This window comes from Gottfriedia acidiceleris, from assembly GCF_002128425.1.
Taxonomy (GTDB): Bacteria; Bacillota; Bacilli; order Bacillales; family Bacillaceae_G; genus Gottfriedia; species Gottfriedia acidiceleris.
In genome coordinates, this window is the sequence record NZ_NESS01000004.1 from 46,059 (window position 1) to 68,063 (window position 22,005).

Below are 22,005 nucleotides of genomic sequence, written 5' to 3' on the forward strand. Positions count from 1 at the left end.
TTGCTTCTTTATAAATTTGTAACTCTTTAGGTAATTATAATTGTTTAACCATAGAGCACCTTCTTTTGTATTTGATAATTAAATACACCATTTTTCTTAAAATTAACAATTTAATTCAATTAAAAATAAAAACCACTGTCAAAGTACAGTGGTAAAATAATATTTCTTAATGAAATTCCAAAAACTCAACTCTATTTCCAAACGGATCATTTACAAAAAAGCGAGTTCTACCTGCTATTGGTGGTTCTTCCTTAATTTCTAAGTTGAGTTGAATTAGTCGTTCTCTTAGCGTCTCAATATTTGTGACAATTAAACCAGGATGAGCTTTTTTAGGTGCTATAAAATCTTCTTGTATACTAATATGAATTTCTTGATTACCACAAATAAACCAGCATCCACCTCTGCCTTTTAAATTTTCCGGCTTCGGCAGTTCCTTCATACCTAAAATTTCATTATAAAATCTTCTAGCTTCTTCTTCTCCACCCTTTGGACAAACTAATTGAATATGATCAATTCCTTTTATTTCAAATTCCATCGATAACACATCTCTCTCATTATGAAAAGTTTATATCTTTAGATTACCAGATCTAAAAAATAAGAAAAGCATTACCTATTTAAAGTAACGCTTTTCCCAATTTTCCAATTTATCAAACTAGCTTTAAGCCATTTGTAATAAGATTCTTTAAAGAGTCTTCTTTTCTTAATGCTTCCAATTCAGCTTTTAGCGGCTCAACAATTTGCTCTAATTTAGAATTAACTGTTGCAATTTCAAGTAATTCTAATCGTAATAACCAATCATTTTGGTGTTCACGATTGAGCTCGTTATGCACAGCAATTAGCTTCGAAATACAGTCATCACAGAATGTATTCTTTTCTCTAATTACTCTAACTTCTTTATATAATTTTTCTAATTCAGTTAATGGTGCAGGTGTTTCCATTACGAACTCTACTTCTTTAATTGAATCACTAAAGTAAGACGTTGGGTCAGCTGCTCCAGGGTATGCCGATACAACTCGAGAACCAACTGCCATATCAAAAGTTCCCCACTCTTTTTTGAATAACTCTTTTCCTTCGTAAGTAACAGTGCAATCTTCAAATGAGATTAATGCAACTTTGTCTTCATTTTTAACGATATTCACAACTCTACCGGAAGCGCTTACATTGCTTGAGAATTCTAAATCAACAAAGTTTCCTATGACAATTCCTAAATTTTTAAGTGCAGCATCATCACATTCTTCTAATTCAATATTTCCTTTTAGAAGTCCGATCGGTGTGCCAAATCCTTTAGCATGGTAGTCTTTTCCGTGACCCTCTAATTGTTTATTGTTAATAGAAAGTGCTGTCTCGCCAGTTGTATTAACGTAAATTGCTTCACCATTTGCGTCTTTTATGATTGCATGAACAATACCAGTTACACTTAATCCAGAATTTAATTCAAATGTAGCAACGCTTTTCGATTTAAGAGCTTTATCTAAGCTTTCTGTTCCACCTACACGGAATGCCATAGTGCTTGCTAATTCTTCAGCGCCTTGCATTAACTCATCAAAGTCTTTACATACAAATAGTTGTGCTTGCATTTCAGTTATATTTTTCGGATGTGTTGTAGAAGCTTCAACTGAGAATGGAAGTTTTTCTACCGCATCTGTAAAGCAATGTGTGCTTTCACCTACTGATGATAATAAACCAGCACCGTAAATTTTTGGATTGTCTACTTCACCAATTAGTCCATATTCAACTGTTCTCCAGAATACGCGTGATATTTTTTCAGCTTCTGAAATGCCAACAATTGCTTTTTGTCTTTCTTCAACTAATTTTTGTGCAGCAGCTTTTTCTTCTGGAGTCGATTTCGGATCTTCCATTACAATCGTTAAATTTCTAACTGCTTCAAATAGTTCTTGTTTCTCTTTTGTAGCAAATGCCTTTGCACCAATTGAACCAATTTTTTGTACGTATTCTCTAAATACAGGATCAAAAAGAATTGGCGCGTGTCCTGCAGCCTCATGAATAATATCAGGAGCTGGTGTATATTCTATATTCGTTATTTGTCTAATTTCAGTAGCGATTGGTAAAATACCATTTGCTAAAAGTTCAAAAAATGCAGCGCCTGGAATTAATCCATTAACGATTCCTGCACCCCAACCGATTTTTGAAAGGCACTCGTTCATTTCAGCTACATTTGGAATTTTTTCCGTTTCAATTCCTGACATTTTTAGTCCATCGACAAATGCGGAATGTGCTCTATCTTTTAGCTCATGATGATTTTGTCTCATTACATAACGCCATACAGCATGATCAATTGGCGTGTAAAGATCATAATTTTGCTCCGATAAGTATTGCTTCAAATGAGGTGGTATTATTTTTGTTTCAAAAGCTGCTTCTTTCATGTCATCAATTCCCCTTTTTTAAAGTTATTTCACTTAAAAATCTATTACTCTACTTTCTTAAAAATACCCGTTCTATCTATATCTTGCTAAAAGCTTTTTTGAGCATTTTTAAGCAGGTTTCCATCATTTAACCATTTCTACTTTTTCCAAATTACTCCTTCTTTCTACAAAATCTTTTTTTATTCGGTGTATATAGTCGTAATCAACCAAACACATCACTCCTTTCAAATCCGAAATATGGAAGGCGTTTGCTCTGCCCCAACAAGCATAAGACAAAGGCCGATAAAGGTTGGTTTTTACCTTTATTGGATTTTGGCTTATGACCTCGAGGGGCTAACACCTGGAACTAGACAACTCAAAACAAGACAAGCTTGTATTTCACCTAAGTTCTTCTCACTCTTGTAGCTTATTCAGTTCCATCTATACATGCATCCAAGATTTTTGAACATAAAAAAATCCCTACTGTTTGCACAGTAGGGACGAACTATAAATTCGCGGTACCACCCTAGTTATTAGCTGTTTTACTAAAACTTACTAATATCTTCATTTCATAACGGTTCTTCACCGTCTTCCCCTCACAATTCGTTTCGAAGAAGATGCTCGTGGAGTGTAATTCATGTCGTTTTATGTACTGATTTGCACCAACCATCAGCTCTCTGCTACAGGGAAAACTTCACTACTTTAGTTCCATTCATTGCTTAACATTATTTATTTAAATTATTTTTTTAAAATTAAAAAAGTCCCTACTGTTTGCACAGTAGGGACGAAATAGTCTATTCGCGGTACCACCCTAAATTATTAGTATAAAAAACTATACTAATATCTTCATTTCATAACGGCTCTTCACCGTCTTCCCCTCACAATTCGTTTCGAAGAAGATGCTCTAGGATCGTAATTCATGTGTTCTATGTACTGGTTTGCAGCAACCACCAGCTCTCTGTTACAGGGAAAACTCCACTACTAAAATTCCTATCATTGCTTTTCGCGATTCAATTAATACATACTTTATTCCTATTCTTCGTAAATGTCAACACTTTTCTTCTTTTGTTTTTTTAGAGATTTTTACTATCTTAATATAATTAAAATTATTCTCTTTAGAATTAATTATGGAAATCTTATCTTAATTTAGATAAAAACAACACATTTATTCACTTACTCTTTACAGCCTATACAGTGATTTAACACTCAATATACGGAGTTAATAGTATTAAAATGTTATATTTTCATTTTAATATTTATCTCACTCCCACATAGGACTCAACAAAAATGTTATTTTAATAAAACTTATTTTTAGCGCACTTAATATCTTCTCTAATAAATGGTTCTTTTTTCTTTGTATAAGTTTGACAATCATATTGATATTCCTTAGCGAGATTCTTTTTTAGATTCAAATAATTTTTTGCAACTTTAGGGTTCTCTCTCAAGTAATCTCTAAATAATAATTTTTCTATCCATTCCTTACTTTTATGTTCACAAATATGTAAATGACATGTACCATGTCCCCATAATTCTTTTCTAAAAAATCTTCTATCTGTAAGTTCCGGCTTTGAGACATATTCGAAATCAATTGTACTTAATGGTTGAATTAGCTCTTCAAAATCCTCTAATTTTGTTACGCCAATCATCATATCAATAATTGGTTTTGCTCCTAAACCTTTAATTGAGGTACAACCAATATGTTCGATCTGAATTATTTTTTTGGGTATAACGGATAGGATTTTCCCCTTTTCCTCTTCAAATTGTAGTTCCCAATTAGGATCATAATTTTTTATCAACACATTTGTTCTTGTCACAATTTTCACCTCTTCCTCACTAATATTTTTTTCTATTCATAAAAAATTCCACCTTAAAATTATAGATTCTATTCCCCTTAATATTTATACATATTGACAATCTTCTTATATAAAATATAATTAATTTATAATATGTTAACTAATTAATAAAATGAGTTAACATAAAGAAAGGGAGATTTAGTAATGCAACAAGAAAGATTAAAAATGCTTATTAATTCAGCTTTATTTGCAGCAATTATTGGTATTCTATCTCAAGTATCTATTCCTTTGCCCTTTTCTCCTGTACCAATCACAGGACAAACATTAGCAATCGGCTTAGCAGCTACGATTTTAGGTAAAAAATACGGAACAATCTCGTTACTACTTTATTTAGCACTTGGCGCAATCGGAATACCGGTTTTCGCAGGTGGTGCTGCGGGATTTGGCGTACTAGTCGGTTCAACTGGTGGTTATTTAATTGGATTTATTCCAACTATTTTCATAATCGCTTACTATATTGAAAAAACAAGATTCACGGTTTTAAATGCGATGATTGCAAACACGATCGGAATGTTTGTTACGCTAATTTTTGGTACTGTGTGGTTAAAAATTGCGGCTTCTCTAAGCTGGCATGATGCAATGGCTTTCGGTTTTTATCCTTTCATTATTCTTGGATTAGTTAAAGCATATGTAGCATCTGCATTAGGTGTTATTATTGGAAAACGCTTAGCAAAAGCTAATTTATTAAAACGTGATGAAATTTCAGCGTAATACAAAAAGAGCTCATTTTTGAGCTCTTTTTTATTTTAAAAGATTGTATTATTGAACATCAACAGCTTTAACGACTGCTCGATCTCCCTTATGTTGGATAGTAACGATGTATTTAGTTCCGCCTTGATTGTATCTGTCCATTTGGCTTTCCGGAATATAAAAACGACTTAGATTATGGTTGATTACAATTTCTTCTTCTACTCCAATATATGTGTATTGAATAGTTGCTTTAATGTATTTTGAATGCTTTGGACGATGATCCGTTACATAATCTAATTGATAAATATCGTTTTGTCCCTTTTGAAAGACGATATAAACTTTTTCCCCATCTTTCGGCTTAGCTTCACCTTTCCAATCCTTCATTGTTATTGAATCAAAATCATACGATAAGGCTGCATAATGTCCTAATAAAGGTTCTACTGGATCCAAACTTTGTGATTTTATTTTAAACGTATCGGCTGATTGTTTAAAGTACATAATGTTTCCAAGTAAAGCTAGTAATAAGATCAATTGAACGATTGAAAGCAAAAGTAATTTTTTCTTATTTTGCATGTTCATCACCTCTTGCTTTTTTCGATTGGGTATAGACAAAATATAAAACTACTGCAAGGATAATAAACAAAATTGATTTACTTATAAATGAAATGGCGAATCCTGAATAAATTCCAATAACGAGTGTGGCAAATGTAATAAACCCGATAATAATGCTTCCTTTTTCCTGGCTTGATACACCTTTAAATAAACGTATACATGAATATGCAAACAATATTAATACGCCTACAATCATATTCGCTAATGTATCTTTAATGCCTAATATTGGTAATAAGAATATAAATAAGAAGATCCAAAGATAATTATTAAACGATACATTGTCCTTCCACTTCTTGTACGCAGTATAGATTGCTAATATAAGGATTAATAGAATAATTGTATTAAACAGTGGCACTGCAATCGGCTTTAAAAATCCATGTGAAAATTCCTTTTGTAACTCGTGAACTGCATCATAAGATCCTCCAAATAATGAAGTGAAAAATGTGAATAGCCATATGAATAGAGTAAATACAGGTAAAAGAACATAATCAATAATCCCACGTTCATTTAAATACCAAAGAATAAACACAACTAGTATAATCGGAGTCATATACTGGCGATCTGAAAATGTCTGAAAAAACATTATTACAATATAACTTAGAAATGTGTAATTAAAGCTAGCATTCCATCGACTCTTCATTATTTTTAAGAAAAAAATTGAGCAAAGCAACAAAGGAACTTGAAGAAGATAAACATGTGCCGTTTCTATTCCAGCACTATAGCTCAAACTAAACAATCCGATTCCTAAGAAAAGATAATAAAACATATTGTGCTTTAACATATAATAGTAAAGGAACGCGAGTATTGTCCAAGTGATTAGAAATACTGGACTATCACTAGTAAATTGATACATTTGTACAATTAAAACAAAAGCACATGCGTATCCAATTACATTAATAAAGTTTAAACAATGCCCAAACAACTCTTTACCCTTTTGATAGCTTATAAATGCAACTGCATGGAAAACTAATAGTGTTCCAAAAATAATGATTAGTCTCATGGTTTGACTAAAATCGTTCCAGTTACTGCCTACAAGTGCTAGGATTGAAAATGCTACGAGTAGTGCAATTAAAAATGGCACAATATCCCCTAAAAACGATTGCTTTTCAGCTTTCGTTCTGTGCCTTTCATACTCCAGTATTCGATTTAATGAGTCTTCATCTAGTAAGTTATGTTTGTGCCATTCTTTTAGCTTTTGGTCTAATTTGCTCATTTATATTCCCCCCTTTTAGTAGCAACCTATAAATCTACTTCTTTATTATTATAATTTCTTAATAAAACATAAATTACCTCTAATTCAAAAATTTTGGTGAATATGTTTAATCAAACGTTTGTTTAATTCAGATTCCACACTAAGAACTTTAGAAATATTGTCCATATTGTCCACCCGCTCTTAATATGTTAGTCTTTTCATAAATTCAAACAGTTTATATATTCTGGACTAACATATATCTCGTATTGCACATACATTCATTAAGGAGGATTCTTTATTGTTTAAAATCATGATTGTAGAAGATGATGAAAAAATACGTAAAATTGTCTCGGAAACATTACGGAAATGGCAGTATGAGGTTCGGTTAAGACGTAAAATTGCAGTGCTGTAAATTCACCTAACTGAATTGTTAAATCAACATTTTTTAATACAGTTGTTTTTCCATAGTTTTTTGATAAGTTTTTAGCTTGAATCACCGTTTTCATCCTTAATACCTCCTGTTCATGTTAACTATAAACCGACTTCATATCGCAAACCATCGATTTAACATGAACTAAAGTGACGATTTTGTCACTTTCACAAAACAACCTTATGTAATTAATTTTCCATAAATTCACGAATATTAACCCCATACGTAAGCATACAAAAAACAGCCCTATCTCTAGGACTGTTTCATCATCTATTAAACCGGATAAACACCATGCTTTTTTGTAGCAGGCGTTTCATAAGACTCTGAGTAATATGCAAAACGTTTAATTAGCTCTGCACGTAGCTCTTCTGGTTGGATGACTACATCTACTACTAGCTCAGATGCTAAGCGGTAAATATCGATATCCTCAGCGTACTCTTTTCGTTTCTCTTGGATAAAGGCAGCTTGTTCTTCTTTTGGTAAGCTTGCAATTTTATTTGCATATACTGCGTTTACAGCTGCTTCAGGACCCATTACTGCGATTTGAGCAGATGGGAATGCAATTACACAGTCCGTTTCAAATGCAGGGCCTGCCATTGCGTAAAGTCCAGCACCGTAGGCTTTACGAACGATAACTGAGATTTTTGGAACAGAAGCATTACTCATGCTATAAAGCATTTTTGCACCATGACGGATAATTCCTGCACGTTCTACTTTTGTACCGATCATGAAACCAGGTACATCCATTAAGAATAATAAAGGAATATGATAAGCATCACATAAATTAATAAATTTAGCTGCTTTATCCGCTGAATCAGGGAATAATACGCCGCCTTTAGCTCTCGGTTGGTTAGCGATAATTCCTACACTACGGCCATCCAATCTAGCAAAACCAGTCACTAGTTCAGGTGCAAATAGCTTTTTAATTTCGAAGAATGAATCTTCATCAACTACTCGGTCAATAAATTCATAAATAGAAAATGGCACGTTTTGATTGTTTGGAATAATCTCTGATAAAGACTTCTCCTTTTGTACAGGATTTTTAGCCTCAACAACAGGAGCTCCTTGCTTGAAGTTAGTTGGTAAGTAAGATAAATAATCTTTTAACTTAGCAATCGCTTCTTCTTCTGACTCACACAATACATCTCCACAGCCTGAAACCGAACAGTGCATTCTAGCTCCACCCATTTCTTCGAGTGTAACTTTTTCACCAATTACCATTTCAGCCATACGAGGTGATCCTAAGTACATTGAAGAATTACCTTCGACCATAAATACAGAATCACAAAATGCAGGAATATAAGCTCCACCTGCAGCAGAAGGTCCAAATAACAAGCAGATTTGAGGTACTTGACCTGATAGCTTAATTTGGTTGTGGAATATACGTCCAGCACCACGTCTACCTGGGAACATGAATACTTGATCCGTAATACGTGCTCCTGCTGAGTCAACTAAATAAATTAGAGGTACTAGCATTTTTAAACATGTTTCTTGAATACGGATGATCTTTTCTACTGTTTTTTCACCCCATGAACCTGCTTTTACAGTTGAATCATTTGCCATTACACAAACCGTACGGCCATTAATTTTACCGATTCCTGTTACGATACCATCTGCTGGAAATTCGTCATTCATACAGTTTGCAAAGAAACCATCTTCTACAAAACTGTCTTTATCTAAAAGTTGATTAATTCTTTCTCTTGCAAAGAGCTTTCCAATTTTGGCATTACTCTCATGATATTTTTCTTTCCCACCAGAAAGTATTTGTTCTTTTCGAGCTTGGTATGTTGCTTCGTTTGACATGCAATTACTCTCCTTTATATTGCGGCTTACGCTTTTCTTGAAATGCTACTAAACCTTCCATACGATCGTTTGTATGCAGTAAAGTTTCATACTCATAAATTTCTAATCTTAGCCCTAAATCTAGGGGAAGATCGAAACCGCGTTGAATAGCTTTTTTCGCTGCACGGATAGCAAGTGGACCTTTACTTGCGATCGTTTCACACATTTCAAGCGCCTTATTTTGTAATTCATCTATTTCAACAACATGTTCTAAAATGCCGTAGCCTTCAGCCTCAAGTGCATTTAAGCGTTTGCCAGTAAAGATTAGTTCCTTCGCTCTTCCAAGTCCAATTAATCGTGGAAGCCTTTGAGTACCACCAGCACCTGGAATAATCGCTAAAGATGTTTCAGGTAAACCGACGATTGCTTCTTTATGAGCAATTCTTAAGTCGCAAGCTAAAGCAAGCTCCAGTCCTCCACCTAAGGCAACACCATTAATTGCAGCTATTGTTGGCATAGGTAATCTTTCAACCTTTTCAAAAAGTGTCCCGATTTTTTCAACAGTTTCTCGAGCCTCACTCTCAGTCATGCCTCTTCTTTCTTTTAAATCAGCACCACTACAGAAATAAGATGATCCACTACCGGTAAATATGACAGCACGTATAGATGATTTCTTTAACTCATCCATTTGGCTATGAAGAGCATCTAATAACTCACGTGATAATGAATTAGCTGCATTTGTACGATTTAATGTAAGAATTCTAATATGACCGATATCACTTACTAATAAACTTGATTCCATTTAAATACTCTCCTTTGAACCATTCCATACGGAAAATAGCTTACTAACTGGTGTTAAGTTCATTTGTTCAGAGATATATGAAGTAGCTTGTTGAAGTTTCTTTTCATCCACATTCGTTGAAATACCTAAACTGTGAAGTAATGAAACAACATCTTCAGTAGCTACATTTCCACTAGCTCCTGGTGCATATGGACAACCACCTAGTCCACCATTTGATGAATCAAATTTTTCAATTCCAAATAGTAAAGAAGTATAAAGATTTGCAACAGCACGACCATATGTATCATGGAAATGCATCGCAATTCGATTAACTGGTACTTCTTTAACTAGATTTTCTAAAAACTGATTTACCTGAAGCGGGTTAGCAATTCCAATTGTGTCACCTAAGGAAATTTCATCTACTCCACATTCAAGTAATTGATTTGCAAGTTTAATCACCTTCATTTGGTCTACAGCACCTTCATATGGGCAACCAAATACAGTTGAAATATATGCTCTAGTCGTTTTTTTATTATTTTTACATTCTGTAATCATTGAGCGAATATCGTTCATTGAATGCTCGATACTCGCGTTCTTGTTTTTTAAATTATGTGTTTCGCTAGCAGATACAAAGAAGTTAATTTCATCTGCATTTACTTCAAATGCACTCATTAACCCTCTTTTATTAGGTACAAGAGCTGCATAAGTAACCCCATCTTTTTTCTTAAGCTTCGTAAATAGATCTACTGAGTCACTTAATTGAGGAATCCAGTCTGGTCTCACAAACGAAGAAACTTCAATATAAGACAAACCACTTTCTACTAATAAATTGATCCACTCAAGCTTCTTTTCAGTTGAAACAAACTGTTTTTCATTTTGCAAACCATCGCGTGGACCTACTTCTCTTATAAAAGCCGATTGAGGTAGCTTCATCACTAATAACTCCTAACCTAGTTTTTCAACTTGAATTAAAGAGTCGCCTTCGTTTACAAAGTCACCTTCGTTAACGAACACATTTACGACTTTACATTTATAAGGAGCAGCATGCGGAATTTCCATTTTCATAGATTCTAAGATTACATAATCTTGATCACTACTAATTTCGTCCCCTACAGATACAAGACATTTCCATACGCTTCCAGCCATCATTGCAGTTAAGTTTTCCATATTTAATTACCTCATTTCACTTTTTGATATTCACTAATAAAGCTTGTTGTATAGTTACCTTCTTGGAATGCATTCGTTGATAGAATATCAATCAAAAACGGCACATTTGTTTTAATACCTTCAATTTCTACTTTTTTAAGATAATTGTGCAGTTGAATTACTGCTTCTTTTCTTGTATTTGCAGTTACGATCACTTTTGCTAATAGTGGATCATAAAATGGTGATACAACCCAACCATCATAAAGATGTGTATCAATACGTACACCAATCTCCTCTGGGAAGTTACAATGTTGAACTGTTCCTGGCGATGGGAAGAAAGTTTTAGGATCCTCAGCATATACCCTTACTTCGATAGAATGACCATTCATTTCTACATGAGTAGGACGAATTGGAAGTGTTTCACCAAATGTGATACGGAACTGCCATTCAACTAGATCAATTCCTGTAATTCCTTCCGTTACACCGTGCTCAACTTGTAATCTAGTATTCATTTCTAAGAAATAAATATTTTCTTTTTCATCAACTAAAAATTCAATTGTTCCCACATTTACATATTTCATTTGATTAGCAATCGTAAGCGCATATTCTTCAAGTTTCTTTCTACCTTGTGGAGAAAGGAATGGCGATGGTGCTTCCTCAACAACTTTTTGGTTTCTTCTTTGAATTGAACAGTCTCTTTCAAATAAGAAAACAGCGTTGCCATGAGAATCAGCAGCGATTTGTGCTTCAATATGTCTAGGTTTAATAATCGCTTTTTCAATGAATACATCATCATTCGCAAAAAATTGAAGAGCTCTAGTTTGTGTTGTTAAAAATTCTTTTTCTAGCTGTGCTTCGTTTTCGATTAACTTCATACCAATTCCGCCGCCACCGCTAGAAGCTTTTAACATAACAGGATAGCCAATTTGTTCTGCTATTTCCTTTGCTTCTTCAACAGATTGGATTGGGTGAGAATTCCCTTTAATTACTGGAATGTTTAATTGTTCCATTATTTGTCTAGCTCTAATTTTTTCGCCCATCATCTCTAAATGCTCTGGCTTAGGACCAACAAATAAAATGCCTGCTTCTTTACATTTTCTAGCAAAATCGCTATTTTCTGATAAGAAGCCATATCCAGGATGAATTGCTGTTACATTATTTTCTTTTGCAATTTTTATAATTAAATCTGCGTTTAAATACGTATCTTTTGTATGATTCCCTTTTAAAGAAAAGGCTTCATCACTTAACTTAACATGTAAGCTTTCTTTATCAGCATCTGAATAAACTGCTACAGTTTGATAACGAAGCTTTTTACATGTTTCGATTATTCTACATGCGATTTCCCCGCGGTTTGCAATAAGTATTTTGATCATAGTCTCACTCCTTATCGGCATCCTAATTGACGTGCAATTACTATACGTTGAATTTCTGATGTACCTTCACCAATTTCAAGTAACTTAGCATCTCGTACTAAACGTTCGATACCATACTCTTTCATATAGCCATATCCACCATGAATTTGTAATGATTCATTCGCAATTTTGGAAGCGATTTCAGATGCGTATAACTTAGCGAACGCCGCTTCTTTTGTAAAAGGTTTTCCATTGTCTTTTAACCAAGCAGCTTTATGCACCATATTTCTTGCTAATTCAATTCCCATAGCCATGTCAGCTAATTTAAATTGAATAGCTTGGAAACTAGATAAAGGTTGTTTAAATTGTTTACGTTCTTTTGCATATACTAATGCTTTATCAAAAGCCTTTTGTGCAATACCTACAGCAAGTGCTGCAATTGAAATTCTACCACCATCTAATGTATATAAGAATTGGCCAAAACCTTTATCAGGATTGCCAAGAATATTTTCTTTTGGAACACGTACACCATCTAATACAATTTGAGTCGTATTAGATGCACGAACACCCATCTTGTCATAAGGATCTGTAATTGTTAATCCTTCTGAGTCAGTTGGTACAATAAACGCGCAAATATTTTTCTTTCCTTTTTCATCAATAGAAGTATAAGCAGTTACGATAATTGTGTTAGAATACTGAGCATTTGTAATCCAGCATTTTTCACCAGTAATCACATACTCATTACCTTCTAAAACTGCTTTTGTTTGTGTTCCACCAGCATCAGAACCCGCATTTGGCTCAGTTAAACCGAAAGCTCCAAGTGTTTTTCCTTGCGCCATTGGAACTAAATATTTTTGCTTTTGTTCCTCTGTACCAAAATAGTAAATTGGAGAAGCTCCTAGTGAACAAGTTGCAGCAAAACTTAAACCTGTTCCTCCACATGCACGCCCTATTTCTTCTACAGCTAACGCATAACTAATTGTGTCGCCACCGCTACCGCCGTATTCTTCAGGGAACGGAATTCCTAATAAACCTAATTCACCCATTTTTTTGAACGTTTCAATCGGGAATTTGCTATCACGATCAAGTTCCTCTGCAAAAGGCTCTATTTCCTTCGCTGCGAAGTCTCGTACCATTTCTTGAATCATTTGCTGTTCTTTAGATAATAAAAAATCCATGTGTTAGTCACTCTCCTTCTAATATTTAGGTACATTTTAATAAACGTAAGAATGTCTCCAACTGCAGCAAATAGCAGTGGAGTCCCATATTTCATCTATAAGAAATAAATATTTTAGTCTTACAATTGATAATATTCGATATTTTCTACTATTTCCCTTTAATCTACTTTCGACAAATTTAGACAGAAATAGGAAGGGAATATTAGGTTAATTGTTAAAAATTGCTAGTTTTATTGAAATATACTAAATATAATAGTAAATGTTCTTACTGAGAGTGCATTCTATGGTTCTTAATTAAGGAGAAATAGTCCACGAGATTTGTGCGGTGCGAAGGAAACTACTAAATTTAAAACATAAGTATAGGAGTAGCGAATATTTAGTCCGTTTATTACCAATATATGTTGGAGGAATTATGAAATTTAAAATGATACTTACTAGTCTAATAGTTGCTCTCATTTTAGGTGGAGGTTATGGATTTTATGTGTACGCATGGGACCAAGGTGAAAAAACTGCTGTAAACGAAGATGAATTGACAAATGCTAATTTCTTAAAAGATAAAAGAGCTGTAATTTACTTTTCAACTACCGCTGACCAGGACTCAAATGGTGGGGGTATGAGTTATGCAATGTTCGTTGATGAGAAAGGACAAGCAAACAGTATTAAAATGGAAGGTTTAGAGTTGGGGAACATTTCTAAAAGTTCGAATCAAGTATTTTTAGAAGATAAAAATCGAATACAACTTATAGGTGAGAAATACAAGGATTTTCATATAAAGAAAAGCCAGTATACAGGAGAACGCTCTGGCTATTTACACGGTAAAGATTTATTCTTTAGCATTTATAATACGGGATTTAATAAAAACGGCGGATATGATTCCGATGTTCGATATGGAAATGCAAATGGTTTTAAAACAGGAACGATACCTAATTACATTGTATCTTCTGGTATAGAGGGAGACAATGTTTACGTTTTAGCTAACGATCAATCTAAACCTAAAGAGTTTGAATTAAAGGAAGTAATCTTAGAGAACGAATTTGGCGTTAAGGATTTGGCTAAGATTGAAACACCTAGTGAAGTAGCTGCAGAATCGGAAGTGTTAGCTGATCAAAATTATTTTTATGTCATTATGGGCGCTACAAAAGATGACCACAATAAAGACGACCTTTTAATAAGAATAAATAAACAAACAAAGAAACAAGATCTATTTCCACTTGTTCACTATACTGGAGTGAATGATGTAATAGAAACAATCGTATTTAATGTTAGGCAGTCTGCATACATCTTTAAAGATGAGCTTTATTTTGTTGATGGACTGGGTGATGTTTATACATTTAATACAAAAACAGAACAAATTCAAAAAAAATTCTCACTTATTGATGCTGATAAAACTAGAGTAGGTTATAACGAGCAAGTGTACTTCCAAGATGAACATGTTTATTATTTTAGATTTAATCCAAAAAGCGAAAAGTATACAATAGACGTTTATAATCTTCAAACAGGAAAACAAGTAGCACAACAAGAAATCACAGGTATAAAAGAGATTATGAATCAAGCGCAAAAAAGAGGGAAGTCTATTTATTCTTATGGTTTCATGATGTTAAGTGAATAATAAGAGCAAAAGGGCCACCAATGGCCCCTTTTTAATTCTAGCTATGAGATCCTATAAGACTGATCTATTCTATGCGATTAGAAATGCATTCCCTATAAAATGGACAAATAAAAAAGAGACTTCCATATTAAGTGCAAAGTAATTGGCTCCGTTATCAATTAGGGTCTTTTTCGTTAATCAATTATATCTAATATAATTTTACCAGTACTTAGTCTACTTTCTATTAATCTATGTGCACTGGCAGCGTCTTTTAAAGAAAAATGATGCCCTATCTTTATGTTTAAAAGTCCTTCATTAATATACTTAAATACTTGTTCCGCTGTTTCTCTTAATAATTCTGGCCGTTCTTTCCTTGTCGTACCTAAACTAAAGCCAAGGACAGATCGACAGCTTGAATGTAATTCACTTGTTTTAAAATGGCCGACTTCACCACTTGAATTTCCAAAATGAACTAGGCGCCCGTATTTAGCTAAGCAATTTATGCTTTTTTCTGAAATTCTACCTGCAACTGAATCTAAAATGATATTAGCGCCAATACCGTCTGTTAACTCATTTACTTTCTCTGAAAAGTTTTCTTTTTCATAACAAATCACATGATCTGCCCCAGCGTTTAAAGCATACGCTATCTTCTGTTCACTTCCCACTGTTCCAATAATTTTCCCGGCACCTAAAATCTTTGCCATTTGAATAGCCGTTGTACCTACACCACCTGCAGCAGAATGAATTAATACTGTTTCTCCTTTTTCAATTCTAGCTATATCAGCCAAAAGTTTATAAGAAAGAAATGATACAGTCGGACAAGCTGCAGCTACATCGAATTCAACTGAATCAGGGATTTGAAATGTTAAATTTTCATTTGCTACAACATATTCAGCATATGAACCACCTACTGGAAAAGCGACAACCCGTTGTCCAACCTGAAACCGTTGCACATCGGTACCTACAGCTTCAATTGTTCCAGCTGCATCAAGACCAGGGATAAATGGAAAATTTCCTTTACCCTTTTTCCCGTATCTTGCCTTTACATCTGCAAAGTTTACACTGGCTTTTTCCACTTTAATTAATACTTGTTTAGAATTAATTGATGGTACATCCATATCAACAACTTTTAAAACTTCAGGTTTTCCAAACTCAGTCACAACAACTGCCTTCACAATCTCCACCTCACTTATACTCATTACTACTATTTTACCTGCAAGAATAAAGTAACGGAAAATAACAATTTATTATGAGTTCTAATAAGATGGACTTATTAATTACAATTATTTACTATTGTAAAGAACGGAACATAACTTGAAATATATCACTCATATCTATTTTAGAACTGTCTTTAATAACTGTATTTTGAACACGCAAACCATACATGAATGTTAGAAATATAGTAGCCATTTTTTCTGCGTCAACTACTAACGGAATCGCACCTTCTGCTTGCCCTACTTCAATCCATTTTGTTGACGTCGCTAGACTATGCGAATATACATCTTTTAAGATTTCTTCCACCTTCTGGCTGTCCATTCGACCTAGTAAATAAATAAATATTTTAGTGGTTACATCTTGTTCTGTAGAATGTTTAGCTACGCCACTTGCTATTACTTTGAGTGGGTCATTAATTCCTACTGTTTCTTCTCTCGAAACTACTTCAAAAAATTTTGCATTAACTTGTTCGATTCTTGCTTTCAATATCAATCCAAACAGTTCATCTTTTCCAGTAACATAATGATAAATGGCCCCTTTAGAAAGTCCTGTTCGATCAATAATATCTTGCATCGTTGTTTGTCTACAGCCTTTTTCCTCGATGAGCTGTTCTGTAGCTGATAATATCAATTGAAAACTTGAATTTAGCTGTGGATTTTCTTTCATGTTTACCTCCTGTGGCAATACCATTGTTATCTATTTAATTGTTTTTCCATACAGTAGTAGGGATATTTACGTAAAGGAAATTCGATTTCTCCCTTTTTGACGTAACCATATTTGGTATACATACCTACTGCCCCTTCATTAGCAGAATAAACATCTAATCTAATGCTTGTATAGCCTCTTAGTACCGCCAAATGTTCCACATAATTTAATAGTAATTTTCCAATTCCTCTTCCTTGGTAATCAGGACTCACAGCAAGTCTGTGTATACAGACCGGGTTTCCATTTATATCATTCCAATCGATTTGTTTATATTTTTCACTTTGTTTTTCATCGAGTACAACAGCTCCAATAATGACATGATTTTCTACTATTCCGTATAAATTATGATTACTTAAATCGCTTTGAATAACAAATCTATTTGGATAAAGTAGGTTCCATTGATCATTATTAATGCTAAGCAAGTGTTTCGTGACGGTTTTATAAAGGCTTAAGACACTTTTTTGATGTGCCCTTTGAATAGGAATAATTTCCATCTCTGTTGCACTCCTTTTATAGATTACTTTGTTAACTGTGATTTAATTTCTTGAAGCCTTGATGCTGACTTTCTTCGATAAATTATAGTCCATAAAATTGCAGCACCTATAAATCCATAAAGGACATAATTTGAGAAAAGTAGATATCTTTCAGTTGATAGATTATAAACCATAATGATTCGAACGATTGCTTCTGCTAACAGCATAATCCCCCAAACAAATGTCATTAATCGCATAACAAAACGAAAATATTTAATATTCCAGTTTTCAGCAAATCGATTATTTTGGATAAATCGCATTCCTAAGTAGAACATTATAGGTCGTTTAAAGAATAGCGATACTAAAAAGATGATACCGACTGAAGCCGTTATTAATGATTCTCTTACTAGTAAAATCTTTTCGCTGCCACCAAGGAAGACTAATAAAAGAGTTAGAATAAGTGTAAAAAGCATTAAACCTCCAAAAGCATCGAGCCTCTTATGCTTCCATAAATGAACTACATTATCAACTAATGGAATAAGAGTTGCAATCGAAAGAGCTAAAATACTACTCATATAATCAGATAACACTACATAAATAACCCAAGGTAAAATACCGTTAATTACTAATGTGAAAATAATATACATTCTTTTAGACATAAGATCATCCCTTTAAACTTATTTTTTAATAAAGAATTTTGATACGAATGCTGTTTTGTTTTTTTCATAAATAAAATTTTTCTTAAGCTATTTTTAGAAAGACCGACTGTTGGTTTGTTTTTTATAAGATTATATTATGTACCGACCGTCGGTATGTTAATGAAAAATAATATTATTTTGAAAATAGGTATGTTTACACCTTTTTTATTAAATGTGAAATCTTAACTTGTAACTGAAAGAGGGATTCATAAAGATGATCTTGTAAAGCGTAAACCTTATTATGATTTACTTAAAGGAAGAGGCGATTATATCGGTAAGTCCTAACATTAATTATCAAAAAGTTGTATATTCCCTTACAAATTATTTAACCCTTAGAAATACAAAAAAGGGTATCTATCCATCAAATCACGATGTAATAGATACCCCCAGTAATTTATTATTTATTAACCAACATACTCAAATGTTCAGCAGCCAATTTAATATCTTCTTTCCCTAAAATCGCAGAAACAATCGCAACACCATCAATATTTGTTTCTATTAATTCTGAAACATTTTCTTCATTAATACCTCCGATTCCTACAATTGGAATCTTTACTGCTTCGCGTATGCTTCGTAATTCGTCTAGCGTTAAATACTTCGCATCCAGTTTTGTGCTCGTTGGATACACCGAGCCAATACCGACGTAATCTGCACCTTGTTCCTGTGCAAGCATTGCTTCTTCCAAGGTTCTTGCAGATACGCCAATAATCATATCGTCACCAACAATCTTTCTAGCTACAGATAAAGGTAAGTCTTCTTGGCCGATATGTAAGCCATCTGCTTTAATTGCCAAGGCGATATCTAATCGGTCATTAATAATCAATGGAACATTATATTTTGAAGTTACTTCTTTTACTTGCATAGCAATTTTGTAAAAATCTAGACTACTACAATTCTTTTCTCTTATTTGTACAATTGTTGTTCCGCCTTTAATGGCTTCCTCAACAGATTGAACTAAGTCTCTTGATCCTAATACATCTCGATCAGTCACTAAATAAAGCTTATAATCTATTTTACTTTTTGTTATAGCCATTCGATTTTTCCTCCTGTTAGAAGTGTATTAACGGAAGCTTTAGATACTTCGTCAAATAAGTTTACTTTAAATGTACCGATTCCTTGCCCTTCAGTTAGGCGTGCCTTAGCAAGCTCTCCACATAGCCCCATTGTAGTAATACCCGATACAGCTGCAAGGAAATAATCATTCGTTGCACCAGCATAAGTTCCGATTAATGATGTGCTCATGCAACCAGTTCCAGTTACATCAGCTAGCATTTTATCTCCATTTGAAATTGTACATACTCGCTCTTGTTCTGCAACAATATCTACCGCACCTGTGATTGCGACTACTGAGCCTAATTTTGCTGAAAGAGATTTAGCAATTTCAATACCGTCTTCTTCATCAGCTACAGAATCGACACCTTTAATTTGAACATTTAAACCAGCAATCATTTTAATTTCTGACATATTTCCACGAACAACTGCAAAACGTACTTCTTTCAATAATCTAGCAACCGTTTCTGTACGTAGAGTTGTTGCTCCTACTCCTACAGGATCTAATATAACTGGCACACCTAATTGATTAGCCTTTTTACCAGCTTTAATCATTGATTCAATAGTTCTTTCATTTAATGTACCAATATTAATAACAAGAGCTGAAGCAAAAGATACCATTTCTTCTACTTCGGCTAAATCATCTGCCATAACAGGTGATCCACCTAGAGCTAACACCATATTTGCACAGTCATTTACAGTTACATAATTCGTAATATGATGAACTAAAGGCTTTTTCTCTTTCACGCTTTCAAGTATTTGACTCATTTCATTTATAGTTAACATTTTCTTCTCCCCCTATTTGCTTTGGAACAAACTTATTTATGACAAATTGAACAACAATATAAATAACACAAATTAAAATCATACTTGGAACAGTAGCTCCAAGGAAAAAGTCTAATTGTACAAACTTACGATAAATAAAAACGCCTAAAATCCATGTGATAAACGCGATCCAATCAATTTTCAATGATTTACTTATACTTGTTCTTCTTAGAATAAAATAGTCCGTTAATAAAATTGCATATAGCGGTGCAAAAAATGAACCAATGGTATATAAAAATCCTTCATATTTCTCAATTGGGAAAATAACGGCCAATAATGTTCCAATAGCAGTAATAATAAGAGCTATATGTTTTCCATTTAGTTTTGGAAAAATGGTTGTAACCGATATTCCTGCAGAGTAAGCATCCATAAAAGTTGTTGTAACAGTCGCTAAGACGACGATACCAACTGCGAATAATCCAAGATTTGCGCTCATTAAAACAGCAACCGGGTCTACTTCATTAAATGCTAATGCTGCGCCTAGCCCAATAATATACATCCATGAGCTACCAAACATATAACCTATAAAACTACCAATTGCACCATCCTTTGTTGACTTCGCAAATCGAGTATAATCACTAATTAAAGGAATCCACGATAATGGCATAATTACCGATAATTCAACTGCTTCCCCAAAAGATAATCCAGAAGTGCTTGGTTGAGTTAAGATTTTATCACTTTTAAAAATAACAAAACAAAGTACAATTGTTAGAACAAATAATAAACAAACAGCTAAGCTATTTAGTTTTTTTGAAGCATTTTGTCCAAAGTACAACCAGATTGCTATTAATACTCCAATTACTAAACACCAAACCCATAGGTGGTCAAACCGATAATCTTTTATTGTAACTAAATTGATTGAGCGAGCTCCTGTTAAAATCATAATTGCTGTCCAGCCTAGTAACTGTAGAACATTTAAAATCGAAAACAAATAGCTACCATAGCTACCAAATGAAATTTTTGTAGATTCCATGGCTGACAATCTTTGCTGAGAACCAATGACTCCACCTAATACCAGTAATAATGTTCCAATTAAATGCCCTACTAAAATGGCCGTCAAACCTTTCTTAAAACCTAGTGGTGCTACTAGGGCACCAGTCATAATTTCTGCTACAGAAACTGCCGCTCCAAACCAAAGTGTTGTAAAGTTCCACTTAGTCATTTTTGCATTTTGATTAGACATATTGAACTCCTGCCTTTTCATACAATGAGTAGAAATGATGTACAGGACCTACCCCTTTTCCGATTGAAAAGGAATGTTGGATTGCTAATGTTATATAGTTTTTCGCCTCTCTAATTGCCTCATTTAATTCAAGTTCATTTGCTAAATTAGATGTAATGGCTGAAGATAAAGTACAACCTGTACCGTGGGTATTAATTGTATTAATTCTCACGCTATTAAAGCTTGAAAATTCCTCACCATTAAAACAAATATCAGTAGCCTCACCCTCTAGATGACCGCCTTTTACAAGGACGTTTTTAGCACCTAATGAGTGAATTTGAATAGCAGCTTCTTTCATCTCTTTAATCGTTGTAATTTTACTTCCAGTAATAACTTCTGCTTCTGGAAGATTTGGCGTAATAACAGTTGCTAACGGAATCAATTCTTGAATTAAAGCTTCCTTTGCATCCGGACTTAATAAGTCAAATCCGCTTTTTGAAACCATAACTGGATCAACTACGATTTGCTTTGGTTTATATTGCTTTAGTTTCTCAGCAATTACTTTAATCGTCTCTATTTGAGATACCATTCCTATTTTTACAGCATCTACTTCAATATCAGTAAAAATTGCATCTAACTGACTAGCAATAATCTCTGGTGTCATATCTTGTACTGCAAACACTCCTTGCGTATTTTGAGCAGTTACTGCTGTAATAACACTCATTCCAAAAACACGATGAGCTGAAAACGTCTTTAAATCCGCTTGAATACCTGCACCACCACTTGAATCAGAGCCTGCTATCGTTAATACTTTCTTCAATTCTCTTCCCCCTATTTCATGAATAGAACTCTTTGATCTTACAGATAGAAGATGAAACTTGATTTCAAATACAAAAAAGCACAAATCCCA

Annotated in this window: 22 protein-coding genes and 2 other annotated features; of the genes, 2 read left to right on the forward strand and 20 right to left on the reverse strand. The window is 33.7% G+C overall.

Translation table 11 applies throughout. The features are described from left to right. Positions 1-166 precede the first annotated feature (166 nt). The 3 genes from B6K90_RS08860 to B6K90_RS08870 form a co-directional block, all read right to left on the reverse strand. Entirely contained in the window at positions 167-535 is a 369-nt protein-coding gene (locus B6K90_RS08860) for a VOC family protein (protein WP_088012385.1), read from the reverse strand. Between the two features lie 112 nt (positions 536-647). Continuing rightward, positions 648-2,384 (reverse strand): aromatic amino acid hydroxylase, encoded by a 1,737-nt coding sequence (locus B6K90_RS08865; RefSeq protein WP_088012386.1) that lies wholly within the window; start codon positions 2,382-2,384, stop codon positions 648-650. Positions 2,385-2,856: 472 nt separating this feature from the next. Next, positions 2,857-3,088, reverse strand: a binding site (T-box leader). 52 nt (positions 3,089-3,140) lie between these two features. Further along, positions 3,141-3,369: a binding site (T-box leader), on the reverse strand. 289 nt (positions 3,370-3,658) lie between these two features. Beyond that, positions 3,659-4,177, reverse strand: coding sequence for a GrpB family protein (locus tag B6K90_RS08870; RefSeq protein WP_088012387.1), 519 nt, complete (start codon positions 4,175-4,177; stop codon positions 3,659-3,661). Between the two features lie 183 nt (positions 4,178-4,360). Here B6K90_RS08870 and B6K90_RS08875 point away from each other — a divergent pair, with 183 nt between their 5' ends. Next, the gene (locus B6K90_RS08875; protein WP_088012388.1) at positions 4,361-4,927 is read left to right on the forward strand and encodes a biotin transporter BioY; all 567 of its coding nucleotides are present in this window, start codon (positions 4,361-4,363) and stop codon (positions 4,925-4,927) included. Positions 4,928-4,975: 48 nt separating this feature from the next. Here the strand turns inward: B6K90_RS08875 and B6K90_RS08880 are convergent, their stop codons facing one another. The 9 genes from B6K90_RS08880 to B6K90_RS08920 all read right to left on the reverse strand — a co-directional run bounded on the left by B6K90_RS08880 (position 4,976) and on the right by B6K90_RS08920 (position 13,379). Continuing rightward, positions 4,976-5,479, reverse strand: a complete 504-nt coding sequence (locus B6K90_RS08880) for a GDYXXLXY domain-containing protein (protein WP_167555317.1) — start codon at positions 5,477-5,479, stop codon at positions 4,976-4,978. Beyond that, on the reverse strand, positions 5,469-6,731 hold the full coding sequence (locus tag B6K90_RS08885; protein ID WP_088012390.1) for a DUF2157 domain-containing protein: 1,263 nt from the start codon (positions 6,729-6,731) through the stop codon (positions 5,469-5,471). The genes B6K90_RS08880 and B6K90_RS08885 overlap by 11 nt, the downstream gene beginning before the upstream one ends. A 287-nt stretch (positions 6,732-7,018) precedes the next feature. Continuing rightward, complete coding sequence (locus B6K90_RS23930) at positions 7,019-7,216, reverse strand: hypothetical protein (RefSeq protein WP_088012391.1); 198 nt, start codon at positions 7,214-7,216, stop codon at positions 7,019-7,021. Positions 7,217-7,413: 197 nt separating this feature from the next. Next, positions 7,414-8,943 carry an acyl-CoA carboxylase subunit beta gene (locus B6K90_RS08895; protein WP_088012392.1) on the reverse strand — a complete coding sequence of 510 codons (1,530 nt, stop codon included), beginning with the start codon at positions 8,941-8,943 and terminating at the stop codon, positions 7,414-7,416. A gap of 4 nt (positions 8,944-8,947) precedes the next feature. After that, positions 8,948-9,724 carry an enoyl-CoA hydratase-related protein gene (locus tag B6K90_RS08900; protein ID WP_088012393.1) on the reverse strand — a complete coding sequence of 259 codons (777 nt, stop codon included), beginning with the start codon at positions 9,722-9,724 and terminating at the stop codon, positions 8,948-8,950. Then, entirely contained in the window at positions 9,725-10,636 is a 912-nt protein-coding gene (locus B6K90_RS08905) for a hydroxymethylglutaryl-CoA lyase (RefSeq protein ID WP_088012394.1), read from the reverse strand. It abuts the gene before it with no gap. 12 nt (positions 10,637-10,648) lie between these two features. Continuing rightward, a complete protein-coding gene (locus B6K90_RS08910; RefSeq protein WP_025568303.1) occupies positions 10,649-10,870 on the reverse strand; it encodes an acetyl-CoA carboxylase biotin carboxyl carrier protein subunit in 222 nt (73 codons plus the stop codon). 11 nt (positions 10,871-10,881) lie between these two features. Beyond that, the gene (locus tag B6K90_RS08915; protein ID WP_088012395.1) at positions 10,882-12,222 is read right to left on the reverse strand and encodes an acetyl-CoA carboxylase biotin carboxylase subunit; all 1,341 of its coding nucleotides are present in this window, start codon (positions 12,220-12,222) and stop codon (positions 10,882-10,884) included. 11 nt (positions 12,223-12,233) lie between these two features. After that, complete coding sequence (locus B6K90_RS08920) at positions 12,234-13,379, reverse strand: acyl-CoA dehydrogenase family protein (protein ID WP_088012396.1); 1,146 nt, start codon at positions 13,377-13,379, stop codon at positions 12,234-12,236. A 412-nt stretch (positions 13,380-13,791) separates the two neighbouring features. On the opposite strand from B6K90_RS08920, the gene B6K90_RS08925 reads away from it, so the two are divergent. After that, a complete protein-coding gene (locus B6K90_RS08925; RefSeq protein WP_088012397.1) occupies positions 13,792-14,988 on the forward strand; it encodes a hypothetical protein in 1,197 nt (398 codons plus the stop codon). Positions 14,989-15,161: 173 nt separating this feature from the next. Here B6K90_RS08925 and B6K90_RS08930 read toward each other — a convergent pair whose 3' ends face one another. The 8 genes from B6K90_RS08930 to thiD form a co-directional block, all read right to left on the reverse strand. Next, entirely contained in the window at positions 15,162-16,142 is a 981-nt protein-coding gene (locus B6K90_RS08930) for a quinone oxidoreductase family protein (RefSeq protein ID WP_088012398.1), read from the reverse strand. A gap of 115 nt (positions 16,143-16,257) precedes the next feature. Next, the gene (locus B6K90_RS08935; RefSeq protein ID WP_167555318.1) at positions 16,258-16,848 is read right to left on the reverse strand and encodes a TetR/AcrR family transcriptional regulator; all 591 of its coding nucleotides are present in this window, start codon (positions 16,846-16,848) and stop codon (positions 16,258-16,260) included. 26 nt (positions 16,849-16,874) lie between these two features. Further along, positions 16,875-17,381: a GNAT family N-acetyltransferase gene (locus B6K90_RS08940; RefSeq protein ID WP_088012400.1), complete on the reverse strand. Its 507-nt coding sequence runs from the start codon at positions 17,379-17,381 to the stop codon at positions 16,875-16,877. Between the two features lie 23 nt (positions 17,382-17,404). After that, positions 17,405-18,019 (reverse strand): VC0807 family protein, encoded by a 615-nt coding sequence (locus B6K90_RS08945; protein WP_088012401.1) that lies wholly within the window; start codon positions 18,017-18,019, stop codon positions 17,405-17,407. A 436-nt stretch (positions 18,020-18,455) separates the two neighbouring features. Beyond that, the gene (thiE, locus tag B6K90_RS08950) at positions 18,456-19,091 is read right to left on the reverse strand and encodes a thiamine phosphate synthase (protein WP_088012402.1); all 636 of its coding nucleotides are present in this window, start codon (positions 19,089-19,091) and stop codon (positions 18,456-18,458) included. Continuing rightward, a complete protein-coding gene (thiM, locus tag B6K90_RS08955; protein ID WP_088012403.1) occupies positions 19,082-19,894 on the reverse strand; it encodes a hydroxyethylthiazole kinase in 813 nt (270 codons plus the stop codon). The genes thiE and thiM overlap by 10 nt, the downstream gene beginning before the upstream one ends. After that, positions 19,878-21,116, reverse strand: a complete 1,239-nt coding sequence (cytX, locus tag B6K90_RS08960) for a putative hydroxymethylpyrimidine transporter CytX (RefSeq protein WP_088012404.1) — start codon at positions 21,114-21,116, stop codon at positions 19,878-19,880. The genes thiM and cytX overlap by 17 nt, the downstream gene beginning before the upstream one ends. Continuing rightward, entirely contained in the window at positions 21,109-21,915 is an 807-nt protein-coding gene (gene thiD / locus B6K90_RS08965; RefSeq protein ID WP_088012405.1) for a bifunctional hydroxymethylpyrimidine kinase/phosphomethylpyrimidine kinase, read from the reverse strand. The genes cytX and thiD overlap by 8 nt, the downstream gene beginning before the upstream one ends. Positions 21,916-22,005 lie beyond the last annotated feature (90 nt).

Coding starts and splice junctions, on each gene's coding strand:
- thiE (WP_088012402.1), bottom strand. CDS start 19,091: ATGGCTATAACAAAAAGTAAAATAGATTATAAGCTTTATTTAGTGACT.
- cytX (WP_088012404.1), bottom strand. CDS start 21,116: ATGTCTAATCAAAATGCAAAAATGACTAAGTGGAACTTTACAACACTT.
- B6K90_RS08885 (WP_088012390.1), bottom strand. CDS start 6,731: ATGAGCAAATTAGACCAAAAGCTAAAAGAATGGCACAAACATAACTTA.
- B6K90_RS08880 (WP_167555317.1), bottom strand. CDS start 5,479: ATGCAAAATAAGAAAAAATTACTTTTGCTTTCAATCGTTCAATTGATC.
- B6K90_RS08920 (WP_088012396.1), bottom strand. CDS start 13,379: ATGGATTTTTTATTATCTAAAGAACAGCAAATGATTCAAGAAATGGTA.
- B6K90_RS08900 (WP_088012393.1), bottom strand. CDS start 9,724: ATGGAATCAAGTTTATTAGTAAGTGATATCGGTCATATTAGAATTCTT.
- B6K90_RS23930 (WP_088012391.1), bottom strand. CDS start 7,216: ATGAAAACGGTGATTCAAGCTAAAAACTTATCAAAAAACTATGGAAAA.
- thiM (WP_088012403.1), bottom strand. CDS start 19,894: ATGTTAACTATAAATGAAATGAGTCAAATACTTGAAAGCGTGAAAGAG.
- B6K90_RS08910 (WP_025568303.1), bottom strand. CDS start 10,870: ATGGAAAACTTAACTGCAATGATGGCTGGAAGCGTATGGAAATGTCTT.
- B6K90_RS08940 (WP_088012400.1), bottom strand. CDS start 17,381: ATGGAAATTATTCCTATTCAAAGGGCACATCAAAAAAGTGTCTTAAGC.
- B6K90_RS08865 (WP_088012386.1), bottom strand. CDS start 2,384: ATGAAAGAAGCAGCTTTTGAAACAAAAATAATACCACCTCATTTGAAG.
- B6K90_RS08935 (WP_167555318.1), bottom strand. CDS start 16,848: ATGAAAGAAAATCCACAGCTAAATTCAAGTTTTCAATTGATATTATCA.
- B6K90_RS08945 (WP_088012401.1), bottom strand. CDS start 18,019: ATGTCTAAAAGAATGTATATTATTTTCACATTAGTAATTAACGGTATT.
- B6K90_RS08875 (WP_088012388.1), top strand. CDS start 4,361: ATGCAACAAGAAAGATTAAAAATGCTTATTAATTCAGCTTTATTTGCA.
- B6K90_RS08905 (WP_088012394.1), bottom strand. CDS start 10,636: ATGAAGCTACCTCAATCGGCTTTTATAAGAGAAGTAGGTCCACGCGAT.
- B6K90_RS08925 (WP_088012397.1), top strand. CDS start 13,792: ATGAAATTTAAAATGATACTTACTAGTCTAATAGTTGCTCTCATTTTA.
- B6K90_RS08860 (WP_088012385.1), bottom strand. CDS start 535: ATGGAATTTGAAATAAAAGGAATTGATCATATTCAATTAGTTTGTCCA.
- B6K90_RS08895 (WP_088012392.1), bottom strand. CDS start 8,943: ATGTCAAACGAAGCAACATACCAAGCTCGAAAAGAACAAATACTTTCT.
- B6K90_RS08915 (WP_088012395.1), bottom strand. CDS start 12,222: ATGATCAAAATACTTATTGCAAACCGCGGGGAAATCGCATGTAGAATA.